The following is a 21,894-nucleotide window of genomic DNA, read 5'->3' as shown; positions in this document are numbered from 1 at the left end:
GGCGCGGCGCACATTGATCGTCTCAGTTGGGCGCAGGTCCGACGCTTGGCCCTGCATCACCGAAAATCGCTGTGGATCGCCAACGGCATTGCGGTGCTGGCGGTGCTGTGTTCGGTGCCCATCCCGTTGCTGTTGCCATTACTGGTTGATGAAGTGTTGCTGGGCAAGGGCGATTCAGCACTGATTTTCATGAACCGGTTTTTACCGGTCAGCCTGCACAAACCGCTGGGTTACATCGGCCTGATGCTGGTCACCACCCTGTGTCTGCGTCTTGGGGCGTTGCTGTTCAACGTCATTCAGGCGCGTCTGTTCGCCGGGCTGGCCAAGGACATTGTCTATCGCATCCGCATCCGTCTGATCGAGCGGCTCAAGCGGATTTCCCTGGGCGAGTACGAAAGCCTGGGCAGCGGGACTGTGACAGCGCACCTGGTCACCGATCTGGACACGCTGGACAAGTTCGTCGGCGAGACCTTGAGCAAATTTCTCGTAGCGATGCTGACCCTCACGGGCACCGCGGCGATTCTGATGTGGATGCATTGGCAGCTGGCGCTGTTGATCCTGCTGTTCAACCCGCTGGTGGTCTATGCCACGGTGAAGCTGGGCAAGCGCGTCAAGCACCTCAAGAAGCTGGAAAACGACAGCACCGCGCGCTTTACCCAGGCGCTGACCGAAACCCTGGACGCGATCCAGGAAATTCGGGCCGGTAACCGTCAGGGCTATTTTCTTGGTCTGCTGGGGCTACGCGCCCGGGAAGTGCGCGATTACGCGGTGTCGTCGCAATGGAAAAGCGACGCATCGGGACGTGCCAGCGGTTTGTTGTTCCAGTTCGGTATCGACATTTTCCGTGCCGCGGCGATGCTCACGGTGCTGTTCTCCGACCTGTCCATCGGCCATATGCTGGCGGTCTTCAGCTACCTGTGGTTCATGATCGGCCCGGTGGAGCAGTTGCTGAATCTGCAATACGCGTTTTATGCCGCCGGCGGCGCACTTACCCGGATCAATGAACTGCTGGCGCGGGCCGACGAGCCTCAGTACCCGGCGCGGATCAATCCCTTCATCGGTCGTGACACGGTGAGCATCGACGTGCGCGGCCTGTGCTTCGGTTATAACGAAGAACTGGTACTCGATCACCTGGACCTGTCGATCACCCCGGGGGAAAAGGTAGCGATTGTCGGCGCCAGCGGCGGTGGCAAAAGTACCTTGGTGCAACTGCTGCTGGGGCTTTACAGCGCCCGGTCCGGAAGCATTCGTTTCGGCGGCGCGAGCCTTGAAGACATCGGTCTGGAGACCGTTCGCGAGCATGTCGCCGTGGTGCTTCAACATCCTGCGCTGTTCAACGACACGGTGCGCGCCAATCTGACGATGGGCCGCGAGCGCAGCGATCCGGCCTGCTGGCGTGCCCTGGAAATTGCTCAGCTGGACGCGACCATCCGGGCGCTGCCTCACGGTCTGGACAGTGTCGTGGGGCGCTCGGGCGTACGTTTGTCAGGCGGCCAGCGCCAGCGCCTGGCGATTGCACGGATGGTCCTGGCCGATCCCAAAGTGGTCATTCTGGACGAAGCGACTTCGGCGCTGGATGCCGCCACCGAATACAACCTGCATCAGGCCCTCAATCGTTTCCTCAGTGGTCGGACCACGCTGATCATCGCCCACCGCCTGTCGGCAGTGAAACAAGCCGACCGCGTGCTGGTGTTTGATGGCGGCAGCGTTGCCGAAGATGGCGACCATCAGCAGCTCATCGCCGAGGGCGGCCTCTATGCCCGGCTTTACGGCCACCTTCAACAACTCTGATACAGCCTGTCGGTTTTTTGCGTCATGGATCCGAAATGGCTTAACGCCAGTGGATTCCGTCAATTCTTGGTCTACGCTTGGGCGATGTGCGTCAGGAAAGTGTGAAAAGCGTCATATTTACGTCTTTTCTTTTCCTGTCGGCCGCGAGGAGTCGTGTAGAACGGTCAAGCAACACCCGCTGCATCGTGGAAATTAGCCGAGTCCCCTTCAAGGTCAGGAAGGTCGCCTGAGCCGGGGGAGTGAGTATCTGGCAGTGCTGATGAAAGGGACACCATGAAGCAAAAGCGGATTCTCGAGAAGCCCCGTCTTCTGGGCATCGTCTGGCCATTTATCGCCGTGGTACTGCTGCAGGCGCTGCTTGGTTGCGTCAGCCTTTACATGATGTCGGCTGTGCGCAGTTATATTGCCGGGGAAAGCCTGTGGTCCAAGGGCCAGAAGGACGCCATCTACTATTTGAATCTCTACGCCAACAGTCGCGATGAGATCAACTTCCTGAAGTACCAGCAGGCCATTGCCATCCCGCAGGGCGGACACGATCTGCGCGTCGCCCTGGATAAGCCGGATCCAGATATCGCCCGCGCCACGGCGGGGATTCTGCAGGGCGGCAACCATCCCGACGATGCGCAGGGCATCATCTGGCTTTACCTCAATTTCCGACACTTCAGCTACCTGGAAAAAGCCATCGATCTGTGGAAGATCGGCGACAACTATCTGCTGCAGCTTGATGAGGTCGCGCGGGAAATGCATGCGCGCGTGCTGGACGGCAGCGCCACCAACGGCGACGTGCTGACCTGGCGTCGGCAGATCAATGACATCAACGAAGGCGTGACCCCGGCAGCCATGGCGTTCAGTGACGCACTGGGTGAGGGTTCGCGGGTCATCCTGCGGATTCTGTTGGTCGTGAACCTGACCACCGCGATCTTTCTGATCATTCTGGCCCTGCTGCGTACGCACAAATTGCTCGAGCAGCGCCACGCATTCGCCACTGCCTTGCAGATGGAGAAGGAACGGGCGCAGATCACCCTGGAGTCCATTGGTGATGGCGTGATCACCACCGATGTCGACGGCTCCATCAGCTATATGAACCCCGCGGCCGAGCAGATGACGCACTGGAAGAACGAGCAGGCGTGCGGGCTGCCGCTGGCGGCGTTGTTCAATCTGCTCGATGAGAACGATCAGAAAGACAGCTCGGCGCTGATCGAGCACATCCTCAGTGGCAAGCTGGGGGGCGGCAGCGAAGGCTCCAGGCTGATTCAGCGTCTGGACGGCAGCACCGTGTCGGTCGCGTTGGTGGGTTCGCCCATTCGCACTGAGGGCAACGTCAGCGGGGCGGTGCTGGTGCTGCACGACATGACTCAGGAGCGCCAGTACATTGCCAATCTTTCCTGGCAGGCAACCCACGATGCCCTGACCGGCCTGGCCAACCGTCGTGAGTTCGAGTACCGGCTGGAGCTGGCCTTGAACGGCCTGACCCATCAGCCAGCGCGGCATGCGGTGCTGTTCCTGGATCTGGATCAGTTCAAGCTGGTCAACGACACCAGTGGCCACGCGGCCGGTGATGAGCTGCTGCGCCACATCTGCGCGTTGCTGCAACAAGGGCTGCGCGAAGGCGACACGCTGGCGCGTTTGGGCGGGGACGAGTTCGGCATTCTGCTGGAACATTGCTCGCTGGAATCGGCCGAGAAGATCGCCGAGGGCCTGCGCCAGACGATCGAAAGCCTGCATTTTGTCTGGAAAGGGCGGCCGTTCATGACCACCGTCAGCATCGGCCTGGTGCACGTCTCCCAGACGCCAACCACCCTCGAAGCCTCACTGCGTGCTGCCGACATGGCCTGCTACATGGCCAAGGAAAAAGGCCGCAACCGGGTTCAGGTGTATCACGACGACGATTCGGAGCTGTCCACCCGGTTTGGTGAAATGGCCTGGATTCAGCGCCTGCACATGGCCCTTGAAGACAACCGCTTCTGCCTGTACTCGCAGGAAATCGCCGCGCTGAGCGACGATGCAGCCAACGGTCACGGCCACGTGGAAATCCTTCTGCGGCTGCGCGACGAGTCCGGCCGGATGATTCTGCCGGACAGTTTCATTCCGGCCGCCGAGCGCTACGGAATCATGACCACGCTCGATCGCTGGGTGGTGCAGAACGTCTTCAAGATCATCGCCGACTGTCTCAATGATGATCATCGCCAAGGGCCGCTGGCGCTGTGCGCGATCAATCTGTCGGGCACCAGCATCGGCGATGATGCTTTTCTCGAATATTTGCGACAGCAGTTCCAGATCTACGCGATACCTCCTGAACTTATCTGTTTTGAAATCACCGAAACCAGTGCAATCGCCAATCTGGGCAGTGCTATCCGGTTCATCAATGAACTTAAAAGTCTGGGATGCCGTTTCTCTCTGGATGACTTCTGTGCAGGCATGTCGTCATTCGCTTATCTGAAACATTTGCCTGTGGATTTCCTGAAGATCGATGGCAGTTTCGTAAAAGACATGCTCGACGATCCGGTTAACCGGGCGATGGTCGAAGTGATCAACCATATCGGGCACGTAATGGGTAAACAGACGATCGCTGAGTTCGTCGAAAGCCCGCAGATTGAGCAGGCGTTAATGGAAATCGGTGTGGACTACGCTCAGGGGTACGTTATCGAGCGACCGCGATTATTCACCTGTGAATGTCTGCACGCACGGCCCGCGAGGCAGACGCCCATGTTGTTCAGCGCCCCCGGGACTTTTCGCTGAACCAACCGATGCAATCCACATTAGGAGCTACACGGTGATCGATATGTTCATTAGAACCGGTCCGCTGATGGATGCCAGCAGTTACCCCGCCTGGGCACAGCAATTGATCCTTGATTGCAGTGAAGCCAAGAGTCGCGTGGTAGGGCATGAACTTTATCAACGTATGCGAGATGGGCGGCTCAGTTCTAAGACCATGCGCCAATACTTGATTGGTGGATGGCCTGTAGTCGAACAGTTCGCAGTCTATATGGCCCATAACCTGACCAAGACCCGTTTTGCCCGGCATCCGGGCGAAGACATGGCGCGTCGCTGGCTGATGCGCAATATTCGGGTTGAACTCAACCATGCCGATTACTGGGTAAACTGGAGCGCGGCCCACGGGGTCACGCTGGAAGATCTGCAAGCGCAGCGCGTCCCGTCCGAGTTGCACGCATTGAATCACTGGTGCTGGCATAGTTGTTCGTCGGACTCGCTGGTCGTTGCGATCGCTGCCACCAACTATGCCATTGAAGGGGCGACCGGCGAATGGTCTGCTGTGGTCTGCTCGCAAGAGACATACGCAGATATGTTCCCGCCGGATCTGCGCAAGCGCGCCATGAAATGGCTGAAGATGCACGCCCAATACGACGATTCCCACCCTTGGGAGGCGCTGGAAATCATCTGCACCCTGGCCGGTAACAATCCCGGCGAGCAGTTGCAGGCGGACCTGAGAATGGCGGTGTGCAAAAGTTATGAGTACATGTACCTGTTCCTTGAGCGCTGTATGGCTCAGGAACGACCTCAAGAAGCAAACTCGCCCCTGCGCGATCGACGTTTCGCGATCGGCGCCTGAGCGTTTCAGCCCGCCATTTCGAGACGATTACGGCCCTGACGTTTGGCTGCATACAGGGCGCTGTCGGCGCGACGCAACAAGCTGTCGGGGGACTCTCCCGGCAGCAACGTCGAGCAGCCCAGGCTGACGGTCAACTCCACCGCACGACCCTTGACCGGATAAGTGAGTTGCAGTGCCGCGTGCCGCAGGCGTTCGCCTACCAGCGCGGCTGGCTCACGACCGGTGTTGGTCAGCACGATCAGGAATTCCTCCCCGCCAAACCTGAACACCTGATCGATGTTGCGCAGATGATCCTTGATCGCATCGGCCACCGCTCTGAGCACTTCATCACCCGTGGCGTGGCCGTGGGTGTCGTTGATTCCCTTGAAATGATCGATGTCCAGCATCAGCACCGATAAGGGTTGCTGCTGGCGCCGGGCGATCTCAACTTCACGCGTCAGCGACTGTTCCATCGCAATGCGATTGCCCGCACCGGTCAGTGGGTCGCGCAACGCGCTCAGACTGGCATTTCGGTAAAGCAGGGCGTTGCGCAGGGGGTAGAGCAGGCAGGTCAGCAGCGATTCGAGTTGCGACAGTTCATGCTCGGTGAAGCGCCTGTCGCGCTGAAACACCAGGTCCCCCAGCTGCTCGCCTTCGTGGGTCATGCAATAACTGGCGTGATGGCGCGAAGGTTCGCCGAACTCCAGCCGCAGATCCGTGCCCAGGTGCTTGTAATTGAGCGCATTGAGCGGGATCAACTGCTGAACGCTGTTGAAGAACATCGCCAGAATCTTGTCCGCTTCAAGGCTTGTCTGCAAATGCAGGCCCAGCCGGCGCTGCAACTGCTCGTAATCCAGAGGTTGTTGCGCAGGGCCGTGCGCAGGCGCAAAACCGAAGCGTTGCAGCCGGGCACTGTCGAAATCAATGGCGTTGGTTCTTGTCGGAAAACTCATGTTTTCGCTCCTGCGCCTCTCATCGGGCTTGATATCAGTAGAGCGAAACTCGTGCCAATTCGTTCGCTTGAGTGGATTTCCATGAAAATCATGGGGTTAGCGTTTATAAGGGGCAATGCAATGCACGGCAGCGCCTTGGAATTGGCTAACGTACCGCTTTACAGGCGAAGGAACTACAACCAGGCGACGGAAAACCGCCGAGGGGACGGAAGGCCGCCTGACCAATCGGTATGGGGGCAGGTTGATGTTGATTCTGGCCGCAGGCCGTGGGCGCACGCTTGCTTGCGATCTGCCGGGCACCGGTGGCAGCTTCGGTAAGCCAGGTGTATCTGACCCACCCGGGCCGCCTGATTTCGCTGCCGCTTCGCGCCAGATCGCTGGCAAGCCAAGCGCCTACGCCCTTCGGGCCGAGGCCCGAGGGCTAAACCGCCACTTACTTCATTTGCGCATCGAATGCCTGGCCGTTGATGCCCGTACTGTCCGCGCCCATCAGGTACAGGTACACCGGCATGATCTCTTCGGGCGTCGGATTGTTCAGCGGGTTTTCTGCCGGGTATGCCTGGGCGCGCATATCGGTGCGTGTGGCACCGGGGTTGATGCTGTTGGCCCGCACCGATGCCAGGCCGTCGACTTCATCAGCCAGGGTTTGCATCAATCCTTCGGTGGCGAACTTGGATACGCCGTAGGCTCCCCAGTATGCGCGACCCTTGCGGCCGACGCTGCTGGAGGTAAACACCACAGAGGCATCTGCAGACAGCTTGAGCAGCGGCAGCAAGCTGGCGGTCAACATGAACGTCGCGTTGACGTTGATGTGCATGACCCTCATGAAATGCTCGCCGGACAGTTGCTCGATCGGCGTACGCGGACCAATGATCGAGGCATTGTGCAGAAGACCGTCAAGGCGACCGAACTCGGCTTCGATCATCGCCGCCAGTTCGTCGTACTGGTGGGGCAGGGCAGTTTCCAGATTGAAGGGGATCACCACCGGCTGCGGCTGGCCGGCCGCCTCGATCTCGTCGTACAAAGCGGTAAGGCTGGATTCGGTCTTGCCCAGCAACAGGACGGTTGCGCCGTGAGCCGCATAGGCCCGGGCTGCGGCAGCGCCAATCCCGCGCCCTGCGCCGGTAACGAGAATGACCCGATCCTTGAGCAGTTCGGGGCGAGCGGAGTAGTTGAACATGGGGAGCCTCGTCAATTCTTGGTGAGTTTCGCTGTCCCGGGCCTGACGGTCTCTTGCATAAACAGCGATCACTGTAGGAGTGAGCTGCTCGCGATAGTGACTTTTCTGCACCGTCTGCGTTGCCTGACACAGCGCAATCGCGAGCAAGCTCACTCCTACAGGTCTGAGGTGACGCTCAGCAGCTGCAAAGCGCGTTGTCGAGCACCCGCCGCAACTCCAGCGGGTGGTCCACTACCACATCCGCACCCCAATGATCGGGGTTGTCGTGGGGATGAATATAGCCATAACGCACGGCTGCGGTGCGGGTACCTGCGTCGCGACCAGACTCGATGTCGCGCAGATCATCGCCGACGAACAACACACTGGCCGGGTCCAGGTCGAGCATCTTGCAGGCCAGCAGCAGCGGCTCGGGATCGGGTTTGCTTTTGGTCACGTGATCGGGGCAGATCAGCACGGCCGAGCGCTCGGCCAGGCCAAGCTGGTCCATGATGGGCTGGGCAAAGCGGACCGGTTTGTTGGTCACCACGCCCCAGATCAGCTTCGCCTGCTCGATGTCCGCCAGCAGCTGCGCCATGCCGTCGAACAGTTTGCTGTGAACGGCGCAGTCCTTCTGGTAGCGCTCCAGGAATTCCAGGCGCAATGCCTCGAACTGCGGCTCGTTCGGCGACATCGCAAATGCGGCCGAGACCATGGCCTTGGCGCCGCCGGAGATCTCATCGCGAATCAGTTTGTCAGCCACTGGCGCGAATCCGCGTTCGGCCAGCATGGCCTGGCAGATGGCGATGAAGTCCGGCGCGGTGTCGAGCAGGGTGCCGTCCATGTCGAATAGAACCGCTCTCAACCGCATGGCTCAGGCCTCCCGCAGCGTCTGGATCATGTAGTTGACGTCGACGTCGCTGGCCAGCTTGTAATGCTTGGTCAGCGGGTTGTAGGTCAGGCCGATGATGTCCTTGACCTCGAGCCCGGCGTTGCGGCTCCAGGCACCCAGTTCGGAAGGGCGAATGAATTTCTTGAAATCGTGGGTGCCACGCGGCAGCAGATTCATGATGTATTCAGCGCCGATGATGGCGAACAGGTAAGCCTTGGGGTTGCGGTTGATGGTGGAGAAAAACACCTGACCGCCCGGCTTGACCATGCGGTAGCAGGCGCGAATGACCGACGATGGATCAGGCACGTGCTCGAGCATCTCAAGGCAGGTGACCACATCGAACTGCTCGGGCATTTCTTCGGCCAGGGCTTCTGCGGTGATCTGCCGGTATTCGACGCTGACGCCCGACTCCAGCTGGTGCAACTGGGCCACGGCCAGAGGCGCCTCGCCCATGTCGATGCCGGTCACGGTCGCGCCACGCAGCGCCATGGCCTCGCTGAGGATGCCGCCGCCACAACCGACATCGAGCACCTTCTTGCCGGCCAGACTGACGCGTTCGTCGATCCAGTTCACCCGCAGCGGATTGATGTCGTGCAGCGGCTTGAACTCGCTGTTGCGGTCCCACCAGCGATGGGCCAGGGCTTCGAATTTGGCGATTTCGGCGTGGTCGACGTTGCTCATGTGTAATCCCTCTGAAACTTGAAATTCGGTGACCGGTCGCGTCAATCAGCCGCAACCGCGCTCAATGGTTCAGCCTTTGGCGGCGATCCGATTGCCCCAGGCTTTGGCGGTCCTGATCAGCGCGTCTTCATCCATGCGCGTCAGGCGCTTGTCCTCGAGCAGTTGCTTGCCCGCGACCCAGACGTGGCTGACGCAGTCGCGGCCGGTGGCATAAATAAGCTGTGAAACCGGATCGTAGATCGGCTGTTGCGCCAGGCCTGACAGGTCGAAGGCGACCATGTCGGCGGCCTTGCCCAGCTCCAGCGAGCCGGTGTGCGCTTCGATGCCCATGGCGCGCGCGCCGTTGAGTGTCGCCATACGCAGGGCTCGGTGGGCGTCCAGCGCAGTGGCGGAGCCGGCGACGGCCTTGGCCAGCAGTGCGGCGGTGCGGGTTTCGCCCAGCAGATCCAGGTCGTTGTTGCTGGCCGCGCCGTCGGTGCCCACCGCGACATTGACCCCTGCTTGCCACAGGCGTTCGACCGGGCAGAACCCGCTGGCCAGCTTCAGGTTCGACTCGGGGCAGTGAATCACGCTGGAGTTGCTTTCTACCAGCATCGCCAGGTCTTCGTCGCTGATCTGGGTCATGTGTACCGCCTGGAAGCGCGGGCCCAGCAAACCCAGGCGTTGCAGCCGGGCGAGCGGACGTTCCTGGCGCTGCTGCAGCGCTTCATGCACTTCAAAGGCGGTTTCGTGAACGTGCATGTGAATCATCGCGTCCAGCTCATCGGCGATGACCCGGATCTTTTCCAGGTTCTCATCGCTGACGGTGTAGGGCGCGTGTGGGCCCATGGCGATCCGGATGCGGTCGTGATGGGCCAGGTCGTTGAACAGTTCGACGCCGATGTGCAGCGATTCGTCGGCATTGCGGGCGCCGGGTATCGGGAAGTCCAGCACCGGCACGGTGATCTGTGCACGAATGCCACTGTTGTGTACGCGCTCGCAGGCGACCTTGGGGAAAAAGTACATGTCCGAGAAGCAGGTGATGCCGCCTTTCAACTGTTCGGCGATGGCGATATCGGTGCCATCGCGCACGAAGTCCTCATCCACCCACTTGCTTTCGGCCGGCCAGATATGGTCCTGCAGCCAGGTCATCAGTGGCAGATCGTCGGCCAGGCCGCGGAACAGGGTCATCGCCGCGTGCCCGTGGGCGTTGATCAGGCCGGGGCTCAGGAGCATGCCGGGCAGTTCACGCACTTCGCTGGCGTTCTGCCGCAGGGCTTCGGCCCTGGGACCTATATAAACGATCAGCCCGTCACGAATCCCGATACCGTGTTGCTGCAGGACGACGCCAGCGGGTTCGACCGGTACCAGCCAGTCCGGCAGGAGCAGAAGGTCGAGCGGGGCAGCGGAGTCGGGCATGGTACGGGCATCCAATGGCTTATTACGGGGACGGCGAAGTATACCCGAGCGTCTTGTCGGACGGCTCGCTATAATCGGCGGCTTTTTCAGGCGCTGGCTGTATGACTGTGGCCTGTGCAGCACCTGCAGGCGTGAGCTTGCTCGCGATTGCCGAGCGTCGACCCGGGCAAAGGGGTCAACGCTCTGCACTGCGAAGGTCATCAAAATTTCATCATGTGGGGTGTGCAATGCGCGATCGATTACTGGCTGCGGAGAAGGTGAAGGCCATCGATTGGCGGGATGGCACGCTGTATCTGCTCGATCAACGAATCCTGCCGTTCGAGGAAACCTGGCATCCCTACGACAGCGCGGCCGGCGTGGCAGAGGCAATTCGCACCATGGTCGTGCGCGGTGCGCCAGCGATCGGCATCAGCGCGGCCTACGGCATTGTCCTGGCAGTGATCGACCGCCTGGCCGAGGGCGGCGACTGGCAGATGGCGCTGGAGGAGGATTTCGAGCTGCTGGGCAACTCCAGGCCGACAGCGGTCAATCTGTTCTGGGCGCTGAACCGCATGCGTGAGCGTCTGTACAAGCTCAAGGATCATGAAGATCCGCGCAAGGTCATGGAAGCCGAGGCCGTGGCGATCCACCTCAGTGATCGCGAAGCCAACCTGACCATGGCGCAGCTGGGTGCCGAACTGATCCGCAAGCATCAGGGCAACCTGCAGACAGTCTTGACCCATTGCAACACCGGCGCGCTGGCCACGGGCGGTTTCGGTACCGCGCTGGGAGTGATTCGCGCGGCGCACCTTGAAGGCATGATCGAGCGCGTCTACGCCGACGAGACCCGCCCTTGGCTGCAGGGCTCGCGGCTCACCGCATGGGAGCTGGTCAATGAAGGCATTCCGGTGACCCTCAATGCGGACTCCGCCGCCGCGCACCTGATGAAAACCAAGGGCATCACCTGGGTCATCGTCGGTGCCGACCGCATCACCGCCAACGGCGATGTCGCCAACAAGATCGGCACCTATCAACTGGCGGTCGCAGCCATGCACCATGGCGTGCGTTTCATGGTGGTGGCGCCAAGCTCGACCATCGACATGAACCTGGCCAGTGGCGACGACATCCCCATCGAAGAGCGCGATGGCAAGGAACTGCTGGAGGTGGGTGGCCAGAGGGTGGGGGCCGAAGTCGACGCCTTCAATCCGGTTTTCGACGTGACGCCAGCTGACCTCATCGATGCGATCGTGACCGAGAAGGGCATCGTCGAGCGTCCCGATACGGCGAAAATGGCCCAGCTGATGTGCCGTAAGCGCCTGCATTGATCCCGGCGTTGTCACGTATACCGTCTGTCCGGGGAGGCGCTACAGGCCCTGTAAGCGCTTCTCAGGGGCCTACTGACGAAATGGCTCATTTTCAGCGCCTTCAAAGGCTTCGTGCCTGACGGCGATTGTGGTAACATCCGGCGGTTTCCAAGAGGGCGCATTGCGGCCCTCTTTACTGCGCAAATCCATGCCTTAACTCGCTGATTTGTCGTAAGTCGTTGCCAGGCAATTGCCGGCGGCGGCGAGCTTCGTTCATCCCGGATGGATGTACGAGGTTTCACCAGAAAAAGGAATCAGGCTTCTCATGGGCGAACTGGCCAAAGAAATCCTCCCGGTCAATATCGAAGACGAGCTGAAGCAGTCCTACCTCGACTACGCGATGAGCGTCATCGTCGGACGAGCTCTGCCCGATGCGCGCGACGGCTTGAAGCCCGTGCACCGGCGTGTACTGTTTGCGATGAGCGAACTGGGTAACGACTGGAACAAGCCGTACAAGAAATCCGCTCGTGTGGTCGGTGACGTCATCGGTAAGTACCACCCGCATGGCGACACAGCTGTCTACGACACCATCGTGCGTATGGCTCAACCCTTTTCCCTGCGCTACCTGCTGGTAGACGGCCAGGGCAACTTCGGTTCGGTGGACGGCGACAACGCCGCGGCCATGCGATACACCGAAGTGCGCATGACCAAGCTGGCCCACGAGCTGCTGGCGGACCTGCACAAGGAAACCGTCGACTGGGTGCCCAACTATGATGGCACCGAGCAGATCCCGGCGGTCATGCCGACCCGTATTCCCAACCTGCTGGTCAACGGTTCCAGCGGTATTGCCGTGGGCATGGCGACCAACATTCCGCCGCACAACCTCGGTGAAGTCATCGACGGTTGCCTGGCGCTGATCGACAACGGCGACCTGACCGTCGACGAGTTGATGCAGTACATCCCCGGTCCTGACTTCCCGACCGCAGCCATCATCAATGGCCGCGCCGGCATCGTCGAAGCCTACAAAACCGGTCGCGGGCGCATTTACATGCGCGCCCGTTCGATGGTCGAAGACATCGACAAGGTCGGTGGCCGTCAGCAGATCGTCATCACCGAGCTGCCGTACCAGCTGAACAAGGCGCGTCTGATCGAGAAGATCGCCGAGCTGGTCAAGGAGAAGAAACTCGAAGGCATCACCGAGCTGCGCGACGAGTCCGACAAGGACGGCATGCGCGTGGTCATCGAGCTGCGCCGCGGCGAAGTGCCTGAGGTCATCCTCAACAATCTCTACGCCCAGACCCAGCTGCAAAGCGTTTTCGGCATCAACATCGTTGCGCTGATCGACGGCCGCCCACGGATCCTCAACCTCAAGGATCTGCTGGAAGCTTTCATTCGTCACCGTCGCGAAGTCGTCACCCGCCGTACTGTCTTCGAACTGCGCAAGGCGCGTGAGCGTGGGCATATTCTCGAAGGTCAAGCGGTTGCCTTGTCGAACATCGACCCGGTCATCGCCCTGATCAAGGCATCGCCGACCCCGGCCGAAGCCAAGGAAGGCCTGATCAACACGCCGTGGGAATCGAGCGCCGTGGTCGAGATGGTCGAGCGCGCAGGCGCCGAGTCGTCCCGTCCGGAGAACCTCGATGCGCGATACGGCCTGCGTGATGGCAAGTATTTCCTGTCGCCGGAACAGGCCCAGGCCATTCTGGAACTGCGTCTGCATCGCCTGACCGGTCTGGAGCACGAAAAGCTGCTGACCGAGTATCAGGAAATCCTGACTCAGATCGGCGAGCTGATCCGCATCCTCAACAGCTCCGTGCGCCTGATGGAAGTCATCCGCGAAGAGCTGGAGCTGATCCGCGCCGAATACGGCGACGTGCGCCGCACCGAGATCCTCGATGCGCGCCTGGATCTGACCCTGGGCGACATGATCCCGGAAGAAGAGCGCGTGGTGACCATCTCCCACGGCGGTTATGCCAAGACTCAACCGCTGGCCGTGTATCAGGCTCAGCGTCGCGGCGGCAAAGGCAAGTCGGCCACCGGCGTCAAGGATGAGGACTACATCGCTCACCTGCTGGTCGCCAACAGCCACACCACGCTGCTGATGTTCTCCAGCAAGGGCAAGGTGTACTGGCTCAAGACCTACGAGATCCCGGAAGCGTCCCGCGCTGCCCGTGGTCGTCCGTTGGTCAACCTGTTGCCGTTGAGCGAGGGTGAATACATCACCACCATGCTGCCGGTCGATCTGGAAGCCATGCGCAAGCAGGCGGACGAAGAAGAGGCCGAAGGCATCGAGTCAGATATCGAAGACCTCGAAAACGCCAACGAAACCGAAGAAGAGCGCAAGGCGCGGATCAAGGCTGCAGACAAGAAGAAGGCGCCGTTCATCTTCATGTCCACTGCCAACGGTACGGTCAAGAAGACGCCTCTGGTGGCCTTCAGCCGTCAGCGCAGCGTCGGTCTGATCGCACTGGAACTGGACGAAGGCGACATCCTGATCTCCGCAGCCGTTACCGATGGCGAACAGGAAATCATGCTGTTCTCCGACGGTGGCAAGGTCACCCGGTTCAAGGAGTCCGAAGTTCGTGCCATGGGCCGTACCGCCCGTGGTGTGCGTGGCATGCGTCTGCCAGAAGGGCAGAAGCTGATCTCCATGCTGATTCCGGAAGAAGGCAGCCAGATTCTCACCGCGTCTGAACGTGGCTATGGCAAGCGCACCGCAATCACCGAGTTCCCTGAATACAAGCGTGGCGGTCAGGGCGTTATCGCCATGGTCAGCAACGAGCGTAACGGCCGTCTGGTCGGCGCGGTTCAGGTGCAGGATGGCGAAGAGATCATGCTCATCTCCGACCAGGGCACACTGGTGCGCACCCGCGTCGGTGAAGTCTCAAGTCTTGGCCGCAACACTCAGGGTGTGACCCTGATCAAGCTGGCCAAGGACGAGAAACTGGTCGGCCTGGAGCGTGTTCAAGAGCCGTCTGAAGTCGAAGGCGACGAGCTTGAAGGCGAAGAGTTCGAGGGTCAGGCGCTGGAAGGCGAGGTTGCACATCTCTCCGACTCCGACGAATCGACCGGTGATCTGCAAGCTGACGCAGCGTCCGACGAAGAAGAACCGCAGGACTGACAGACGTTGTAGCAGGGGCCTGCCTGGGCCCCTTTTGGCCCTGGCCAAATTCGTAGCAGTCCGGCTTGCCGGCGGTTGGATCGCCTTCCCATGGCAAGCAGGACTGCCGTAGCGTTATCGAATTCAACACGTGACATGACGAGAGTGGATATGAGCAAGCGAGCCTTTAACTTCTGCGCGGGTCCTGCTGCGCTTCCTGAAGCTGTTCTGCTGCGCGCCCAGGCAGAGCTCCTGGACTGGCATGGCAAAGGCCTGTCCGTCATGGAAATGAGCCATCGCAGCGATGACTACACCGCTGTCGCCGAAAAGGCCGAGCAGGATCTGCGCGAGCTGCTGTCCGTCCCCTCCAACTACAAAATCCTGTTCCTGCAGGGTGGCGCGAGCCAGCAATTCGCTGAGATTCCGCTGAACCTGCTGCCGGAAAACGGCACTGCCGACTACATCGAGACCGGTATCTGGTCGAAGAAGGCCATCGAGGAAGCGCGCCGCTTCGGTAACGTCAATATTGCCGCCAGCGCCAAGCCTTTCGATTACCTGGCTATTCCCGGTCAGAACGAATGGAACCTGAGCAGCAACGCTGCCTACGTCCACTACGCGTCCAACGAGACCATCGGTGGTCTGCAGTTCGACTGGGTGCCCCAGACCGGCGACGTGCCGCTGGTGGTCGATATGTCCTCCGACATCCTTTCGCGCCCGATCGATGTCTCGCAGTTCGGCCTGATCTACGCCGGCGCGCAGAAAAACATCGGCCCGAGTGGCCTGGTGGTGGTGATCGTTCGCGAAGACCTGCTCGGTCGTGCGCGCAGCAGCTGCCCGACCATGCTCGACTACAAGGTGTCCGCCGACAACGGCTCGATGTACAACACTCCGGCCACGTATTCCTGGTACCTCTCGGGGCTGGTCTTCGAGTGGCTCAAGGAGCAGGGTGGGGTGGAGGAAATGGAGCGGCGCAACCGCGCCAAGAAGGACCGCCTGTACGGCTTCATCGACAAGAGCGCCTTCTACAGCAATCCGATCAGCCACAATGCCCGTTCGTGGATGAACGTGCCGTTCCGTCTGGCTGACGAGCGACTGGACAAGGCGTTCCTGGCCGGTGCCGATGCGCGTGACCTGCTCAACCTCAAGGGCCACCGGTCGGTCGGCGGCATGCGTGCCTCGATCTACAATGCGCTGGGCCTGGATGCGGTCGAAGCGCTGGTGGCCTACATGGCCGAATTCGAGAAGGAACACGGCTAATGTCTGAACAAGAGCTCAAGGCGCTGCGGGTTCGCATCGACAGCCTGGACGAAAGGGTCCTGGAGTTGATCAGCGAGCGGGCACGCTGCGCGCAGGAAGTGGCGCGGGTGAAGATGGCCAGTCTGGCCGAGGGTGAAGAACCGGTGTTCTATCGCCCGGAGCGTGAGGCTGCCGTGCTCAAGCGCGTCATGGAGCGCAATCGTGGCCCGCTGAGCAACGAAGAGATGGCGCGGCTGTTTCGCGAAATCATGTCCTCGTGTCTGGCCTTGGAGCAGCCGCTCAAGGTCGCCTATCTCGGCCCTGAAGGCACCTTTACCCAAGCAGCGGCGCTGAAACACTTCGGACACGCGGTGATCAGCAAGCCGATGGCGGCGATCGACGAGGTGTTTCGCGAAGTGGCCGCCGGTGCGGTCAATTTTGGCGTGGTTCCGGTGGAAAACTCCACCGAAGGCGCGGTCAATCACACGCTGGACAGCTTCCTCGAACACGACATGGTCATCTGCGGGGAGGTGGAATTGCGCATTCACCACCATCTGCTGGTGGGCGAAAATACCAAGACCGACAGCATCAGCCGTATCTACTCCCACGCGCAGTCGCTGGCGCAGTGCCGCAAATGGCTGGATGCGCACTATCCGAACGTCGAGCGTGTGGCCGTCGCCAGCAACGCCGAGGCCGCCAAGCGGGTCAAGGGTGAGTGGAACTCCGCGGCGATCGCCGGTGACATGGCCGCGGGCCTGTATGGCCTGACGCGCATTGCCGAGAAGATCGAAGACCGTCCGGACAACTCGACGCGCTTCTTGATGATCGGCAGCCAGGAAGTGCCGCCGACCGGTGACGACAAGACCTCGATCATCGTATCGATGAGCAACAAACCTGGCGCATTGCATGAGCTGCTGGTGCCTTTCCACGAGAATGGCATCGACCTGACTCGAATCGAGACGCGGCCTTCACGCAGCGGTAAATGGACCTACGTGTTCTTTATCGACTTCGTCGGTCACCACCGCGACCCGCTGATCAAGGCAGTGCTGGAGCGGATCAGTCAGGAAGCCGTAGCACTCAAGGTGCTGGGTTCCTACCCGAAGGCGGTTCTCTGATTCGATACTGATCGAGCAATAGCCCTGTAGCGGTGCGGTTTACCGGCGGTGACGGACGCAAGATCGCTACCGCCGTCGAGCCGGACTGCTACAGGGCTCAGTCTGCATTCCGGCAGGTCATGCACCGCGCAACCTGCGCGATTGTTGTTTTATAAGAGGTAAAGCGGTACATGAGCGGCGACTTCCTCGCGCTGGCACAGGCCGGCGTGCAAAAACTATCGCCTTACGTTCCCGGCAAGCCGGTGGACGAGCTGGCGCGTGAACTGGGTATCGATCCGGCTCACATCATCAAGCTGGCCAGCAACGAAAATCCGATGGGCGCAAGTCCCAAGGCGTTGCAGGCGATCGGCGATGCCCTGGCCGAGCTGACGCGTTACCCCGACGGCAACGGTTTCGAACTCAAGCAACGTCTGTCGGCGCGCTGTGGCGTCAACGCCAACCAGGTGACGTTGGGCAATGGCTCCAATGACATTCTTGAAATCGTTGCCCGTGCCTATCTGGGCCCGGGGCTCAATGCCGTTTTCAGCGAGCACGCATTCGCCATCTATCCCATTGTGACTCAGGCCGTGGGTGCCAGCGCGCGCGTGGCGAAAGCCAGAGACTGGGGGCACGACTTGCCTGCCATGTTGGCCGCCATCGACAATCAGACCCGGGTGGTCTTCATTGCCAATCCGAACAACCCGACCGGTACCTGGTTCGGGCCGGACGCGCTGGCCGACTTCCTGGCCAAGGTGCCGGAAAAGGTTCTCGTGGTGCTGGATGAGGCCTACATCGAATACGCCGAAGGTGCCGAGTTGCCTGATGGGCTGAACTTCCTCGCGGATTATCCGAATCTGCTGGTGTCGCGGACGTTTTCCAAGGCTTACGGCCTCGCCTCGTTGCGGGTCGGCTACGCGCTGTCCTCGCCTGTGGTGGCCGACGTGCTCAACCGCGTGCGTCAACCATTCAACGTCAACAGCCTTGCGCTGGCTGCGGCCTGTGCAGCGCTGGACGATGTCGCCTATGTCGCCCAAAGCCGCCGACTGAACGAGGCCGGTATGCAGCAAATGGAAGCGGGCCTGCGTCAGTTGGGGCTGCGCTGGATTGCTTCCAGGGCCAACTTCATTGCCGTCGATCTTGAGCGTGAAGCAGCGTCGATCTATGAGGGTCTGCTGCGAGAAGGCGTCATTGTTCGCCCGGTCGGGGGTTACGGCATGCCGAACCACCTGCGAGTGAGCATTGGCTTGCCCGCTGAAAACAGTCGTTTCCTCGAGGCACTGAGCAAGGTTCTGGCGCGTGATTGATGTTCTCCCGATGCGAGCGGCGGTGCCTGTGATCGGTCGCCTGGTGGTGATCGGTCTCGGCCTGATCGGAGGTTCATTCGCCAAGGGTTTGAAGGAAAGTGGCCTGTGCCGCGAGGTGGTCGGTGTCGATCTCGACCCGCAGTCGCGCCAGCTGGCCGTCGAACTTGGGGTCGTCGATCGCTGTGAAGAAGACCTGGCTGCGGCCTGTGTCGGCGCCGACGTCATCCAGCTGGCCGTTCCGATCCTGGCGATGGAAAAGCTGCTGGGCGTGCTGGCAAAGCTGGACCTGGGGGCCGCCGTGCTGACGGACGTCGGCAGCGCCAAGGGCAATGTCGTGCGCGCGGCACGTGAGGTGTTCGGCGTCATGCCGGCGCGCTTCGTGCCGGGCCACCCGATCGCCGGCTCCGAGCAGAGCGGGGTAGAGGCATCCAACGCGCAACTGTTCCGCCGTCACAAGGTGATCCTCACGCCGTTGCCGGAGACCGACCCTGCTGCGTTGGCGCTGGTCGATCGCATGTGGTCGCAACTGGGCGCCGATGTCGAGCATATGCAGGTCGAGCGCCATGACGAGGTGCTGGCGGCGACCAGCCATTTGCCGCACTTGCTGGCATTCGGTCTGGTGGATTCGTTGGCCAAGCGCAACGAAAACCTGGATATCTTCCGTTACGCCGCTGGGGGTTTCCGCGACTTCACCCGGATCGCCGGCAGTGATCCGGTCATGTGGCATGACATCTTCCTGGCCAACCGCGAAGCGGTATTGCGCACCCTGGACACCTTTCGCAGCGATCTCGATACGTTGCGCGATGCCGTGGACGCCGGTGACGGCCATCAGCTGCTCGGCGTGTTTACCCGCGCCCGGGTCGCGCGCGAGCATTTCGGCAAGATCCTCGCCCGCCGCGCTTACGTTGAAGCAGCAGCTGCTCAAGAGTTGGCATTCCTGGCCGAGCCGGGCGGCAGTGTCTGTGGCCGAATTCGTGTGCCAGGGGATAAATCGATTTCCCATCGTTCGATCATGCTCGGTTCGCTGGCCGAGGGCACGACGCAGGTCGAAGGCTTTCTGGAAGGCGAAGACGCTCTCGCGACGTTGCAGGCGTTTCGCGACATGGGGGTGGTCATTGAAGGCCCGCACCATGGCCGCTTGACCATTCACGGTGTCGGCTTGCACGGGCTCAAGCCTGCTCCCGGGCCGATCTACCTGGGCAATTCGGGCACATCGATGCGCCTGCTTTGCGGATTGCTGGCCGCTCAACGCTTCGACAGCGTGCTGACCGGCGATGCCTCCTTGTCCAAGCGCCCGATGGATCGTGTGGCCGGGCCTCTGCGACAGATGGGCGCGGTCATCGAGACTGCCGCAGACGGGCGACCGCCATTGACCATACGTGGCGGCCAGGTTCTCAAGGGCATCAGCTACGTCATGCCGATGGCCAGCGCGCAGGTCAAATCCTGTCTGCTGCTGGCCGGGCTGTACGCCGAGGGGACGACGACCGTCACCGAACCTGCACCAACCCGCGATCATACCGAGCGCATGCTGCGTGGATTCGGCTATCCGGTGGCGGGCAATGGCGCGACGGCCACGGTCAGGGCGGGGGGGCAACTGGCGGCAACCCGCATCGAAGTCCCCGCCGACATTTCCTCGGCCGCCTTCTTTCTGGTCGCAGCCTCCATCGCGCCGGGTTCGCAATTGCTGCTCGAGCACGTCGGCGTCAATCCGACTCGCACCGGGGTGATCGACATCTTGCGCCTCATGGGGGCGGACATTGCTGTCCAGAACCTGCGTGAGGCGGGCGGCGAGCCGGTGGCCGATCTGCGGGTGCGTCACGCCAGGCTCAAGGGCGTCGAGATTCCCCAGGCGCTGGTTTCGCTGGCCATCGACGAGTTCCCGGTGCTGTTCGTCGCGGCGGCCTGCGCCGAGGGCCGGACGGTGCTGCGCGGTGCGCAGGAGTTGCGAGTCAAGGAATCGGACCGTATCCAGGCCATGGCCGATGGTCTGACTACGCTGGGCATAAAGGTTGAACCGACCGCCGATGGCCTCATTATTGAAGGTGGAAGCATCGGTGGCGGTGAAGTCGACGGGCATGGTGATCACCGTATCGCCATGGCGTTCAGTATCGCGTCGTTGCGCGCAGCCGGTCCGATCCGTATTCGCGACTGCGCCAACGTGGCGACTTCTTTTCCCAATTTCCTGGCGCTGTGTGGCCAGGTGGGTATTCGTGTAGCGCAAGAGGGGCAATCGTGAAAGCTCAAGCTCCGGTCATTACGATCGATGGACCTAGCGGTTCCGGAAAGGGAACGGTCGCAGGCCAACTGGCCAAGCGTCTGGGGTGGTGCCTGCTGGACTCCGGCGCGCTGTATCGTCTGCTGGCATTCGCCGCCCGCAACCACGGTGTGGACCTGACCAATGAAGAGGCACTGAAGCTTTTGGCGGCGCATCTGGATGTGCAGTTCGAGGCGGCAACCGACGACCATGGTCAGCGCATCATTCTCGAAGGTGAAGATGTCACCCTGGCGATCCGCAACGAGCAGATCGGCAGTGGCGCTTCGCAGGTCGCATCGCTGCCGGCAGTGCGCGAGGCGTTGCTGCAGCGCCAGCGTGCGTTTCAGGAGTTTCCCGGGCTGATTGCAGATGGTCGCGACATGGGAACAGTGGTGTTTCCATCGGCGCCGCTGAAGGTTTTTCTGACGGCCAGCGCCGAGGAGCGTGCCCGACGTCGATATTTGCAGTTGAAGGCCAAGGGGGACGATGTTAGTCTGTCGAGTCTGCTAGATGAGATACGTGTCCGCGACGAGCGCGACACCCAGCGAGCGGTAGCCCCGCTCAAACCGGCGCATGACGCCATTCAGCTGGATTCCACCGAATTGTCCATCGAGCAGGTGCTTGAACGCATCCTGAGTGAAGTCGCGCTTCGCGATCTCGCTGGATGACCAGGAAGCCATGTGGGAGACCAGTCATAGTCCCGCAGGCTTCCTTTCATATGAACGAAACCCACGTTGTCTGGAGCGTGGCAGATGGGCGTATTCTTCGCCCTTATCAACAGGAATTAAAATGAGCGAAAGCTTTGCTGAACTTTTCGAAGAAAGCCTAAAGACCCTCAACCTGCAGGCCGGTTCGATCATCACCGCTATCATCGTCGATATCGATTATCAGGCTGGTTGGGTCACCGTTCACGCTGGCTTGAAGTCTGAAGGCCTCATCCCGCTGGAGCAGTTCCACAACGACGCCGGCGAGCTGACCATCAACATCGGCGACGAAGTTCACGTTGCGCTGGACGCGGTCGAAGACGGCTTTGGCGAAACCAAACTGTCCCGCGAAAAAGCCAAGCGTGCCGAGTGCTGGATCGTTCTGGAAGCGGCTTTCGCAGCTGAAGAAGTGGTCAAGGGCGTTATCAACGGTAAGGTTAAAGGCGGCTTCACTGTCGACGTTAACGGCATCCGTGCGTTCCTGCCAGGTTCTCTGGT

Annotated in this window: 16 protein-coding genes; 11 read left to right on the top strand and 5 right to left on the bottom strand. The window is 61.0% G+C overall.

Annotated features, from left to right (window positions below; genetic code table 11):
• Window positions 1-12 precede the first annotated feature (12 nt).
• The 3 genes from ACI2KS_RS27920 to ACI2KS_RS27910 all read left to right on the top strand — a co-directional run bounded on the left by ACI2KS_RS27920 (window position 13) and on the right by ACI2KS_RS27910 (window position 5,362).
• Window positions 13-1,791, top strand: coding sequence for an ABC transporter ATP-binding protein (locus ACI2KS_RS27920; protein ID WP_404624342.1), 1,779 nt, complete (start codon window positions 13-15; stop codon window positions 1,789-1,791).
• A gap of 273 nt (window positions 1,792-2,064) precedes the next feature.
• A complete protein-coding gene (locus ACI2KS_RS27915) occupies window positions 2,065-4,530 on the top strand; it encodes an EAL domain-containing protein (RefSeq protein ID WP_404624262.1) in 2,466 nt (821 codons plus the stop codon).
• Between the two features lie 34 nt (window positions 4,531-4,564).
• Window positions 4,565-5,362, top strand: coding sequence for a TenA family transcriptional regulator (locus ACI2KS_RS27910; protein WP_404624261.1), 798 nt, complete (start codon window positions 4,565-4,567; stop codon window positions 5,360-5,362).
• A gap of 5 nt (window positions 5,363-5,367) precedes the next feature.
• Here ACI2KS_RS27910 and ACI2KS_RS27905 read toward each other — a convergent pair whose 3' ends face one another.
• The 5 genes from ACI2KS_RS27905 to ACI2KS_RS27885 all read right to left on the bottom strand — a co-directional run bounded on the left by ACI2KS_RS27905 (window position 5,368) and on the right by ACI2KS_RS27885 (window position 10,421).
• A complete protein-coding gene (locus ACI2KS_RS27905) occupies window positions 5,368-6,294 on the bottom strand; it encodes a GGDEF domain-containing protein (RefSeq protein ID WP_404624260.1) in 927 nt (308 codons plus the stop codon).
• Window positions 6,295-6,727: 433 nt separating this feature from the next.
• On the bottom strand, window positions 6,728-7,474 hold the full coding sequence (locus ACI2KS_RS27900; RefSeq protein ID WP_404624259.1) for a YciK family oxidoreductase: 747 nt from the start codon (window positions 7,472-7,474) through the stop codon (window positions 6,728-6,730).
• A gap of 175 nt (window positions 7,475-7,649) precedes the next feature.
• Entirely contained in the window at window positions 7,650-8,321 is a 672-nt protein-coding gene (mupP, locus tag ACI2KS_RS27895) for an N-acetylmuramic acid 6-phosphate phosphatase MupP (RefSeq protein ID WP_404624258.1), read from the bottom strand.
• Between the two features lie 3 nt (window positions 8,322-8,324).
• Window positions 8,325-9,023, bottom strand: a complete 699-nt coding sequence (gene ubiG, locus ACI2KS_RS27890; RefSeq protein WP_404624257.1) for a bifunctional 2-polyprenyl-6-hydroxyphenol methylase/3-demethylubiquinol 3-O-methyltransferase UbiG — start codon at window positions 9,021-9,023, stop codon at window positions 8,325-8,327.
• 69 nt (window positions 9,024-9,092) lie between these two features.
• Window positions 9,093-10,421: a TRZ/ATZ family hydrolase gene (locus ACI2KS_RS27885; RefSeq protein ID WP_404624256.1), complete on the bottom strand. Its 1,329-nt coding sequence runs from the start codon at window positions 10,419-10,421 to the stop codon at window positions 9,093-9,095.
• 227 nt (window positions 10,422-10,648) lie between these two features.
• On the opposite strand from ACI2KS_RS27885, the gene mtnA reads away from it, so the two are divergent.
• The 8 genes from mtnA to ACI2KS_RS27845 form a co-directional block, all read left to right on the top strand.
• A complete protein-coding gene (mtnA, locus tag ACI2KS_RS27880; protein ID WP_404624255.1) occupies window positions 10,649-11,725 on the top strand; it encodes an S-methyl-5-thioribose-1-phosphate isomerase in 1,077 nt (358 codons plus the stop codon).
• A gap of 304 nt (window positions 11,726-12,029) precedes the next feature.
• Entirely contained in the window at window positions 12,030-14,825 is a 2,796-nt protein-coding gene (gyrA, locus tag ACI2KS_RS27875; RefSeq protein ID WP_404624254.1) for a DNA gyrase subunit A, read from the top strand.
• A 150-nt stretch (window positions 14,826-14,975) separates the two neighbouring features.
• Window positions 14,976-16,061 (top strand): 3-phosphoserine/phosphohydroxythreonine transaminase, encoded by a 1,086-nt coding sequence (serC, locus tag ACI2KS_RS27870; protein ID WP_404624253.1) that lies wholly within the window; start codon window positions 14,976-14,978, stop codon window positions 16,059-16,061.
• Window positions 16,061-17,155, top strand: coding sequence for a prephenate dehydratase (pheA, locus tag ACI2KS_RS27865; RefSeq protein ID WP_404624252.1), 1,095 nt, complete (start codon window positions 16,061-16,063; stop codon window positions 17,153-17,155). The genes serC and pheA overlap by 1 nt, the downstream gene beginning before the upstream one ends.
• A 170-nt stretch (window positions 17,156-17,325) precedes the next feature.
• The gene (gene hisC, locus ACI2KS_RS27860; RefSeq protein WP_404624251.1) at window positions 17,326-18,438 is read left to right on the top strand and encodes a histidinol-phosphate transaminase; all 1,113 of its coding nucleotides are present in this window, start codon (window positions 17,326-17,328) and stop codon (window positions 18,436-18,438) included.
• A 28-nt stretch (window positions 18,439-18,466) separates the two neighbouring features.
• Entirely contained in the window at window positions 18,467-20,674 is a 2,208-nt protein-coding gene (locus tag ACI2KS_RS27855; RefSeq protein WP_404624341.1) for a bifunctional prephenate dehydrogenase/3-phosphoshikimate 1-carboxyvinyltransferase, read from the top strand.
• Window positions 20,671-21,360, top strand: coding sequence for a (d)CMP kinase (cmk, locus tag ACI2KS_RS27850; protein WP_404624250.1), 690 nt, complete (start codon window positions 20,671-20,673; stop codon window positions 21,358-21,360). Before ACI2KS_RS27855 ends, cmk begins: the two co-directional genes overlap by 4 nt.
• A 121-nt stretch (window positions 21,361-21,481) precedes the next feature.
• Window positions 21,482-21,894: S1 RNA-binding domain-containing protein (locus ACI2KS_RS27845; protein ID WP_404624249.1), on the top strand; the 413-nt coding region annotated here is incomplete at its 3' end.

Source organism: Pseudomonas sp. NPDC087358 (assembly GCF_044900785.1).
Lineage (GTDB): Bacteria > Pseudomonadota > Gammaproteobacteria > Pseudomonadales > Pseudomonadaceae > Aquipseudomonas.
This window is presented reverse-complemented; position numbering and strand designations above follow the sequence as displayed.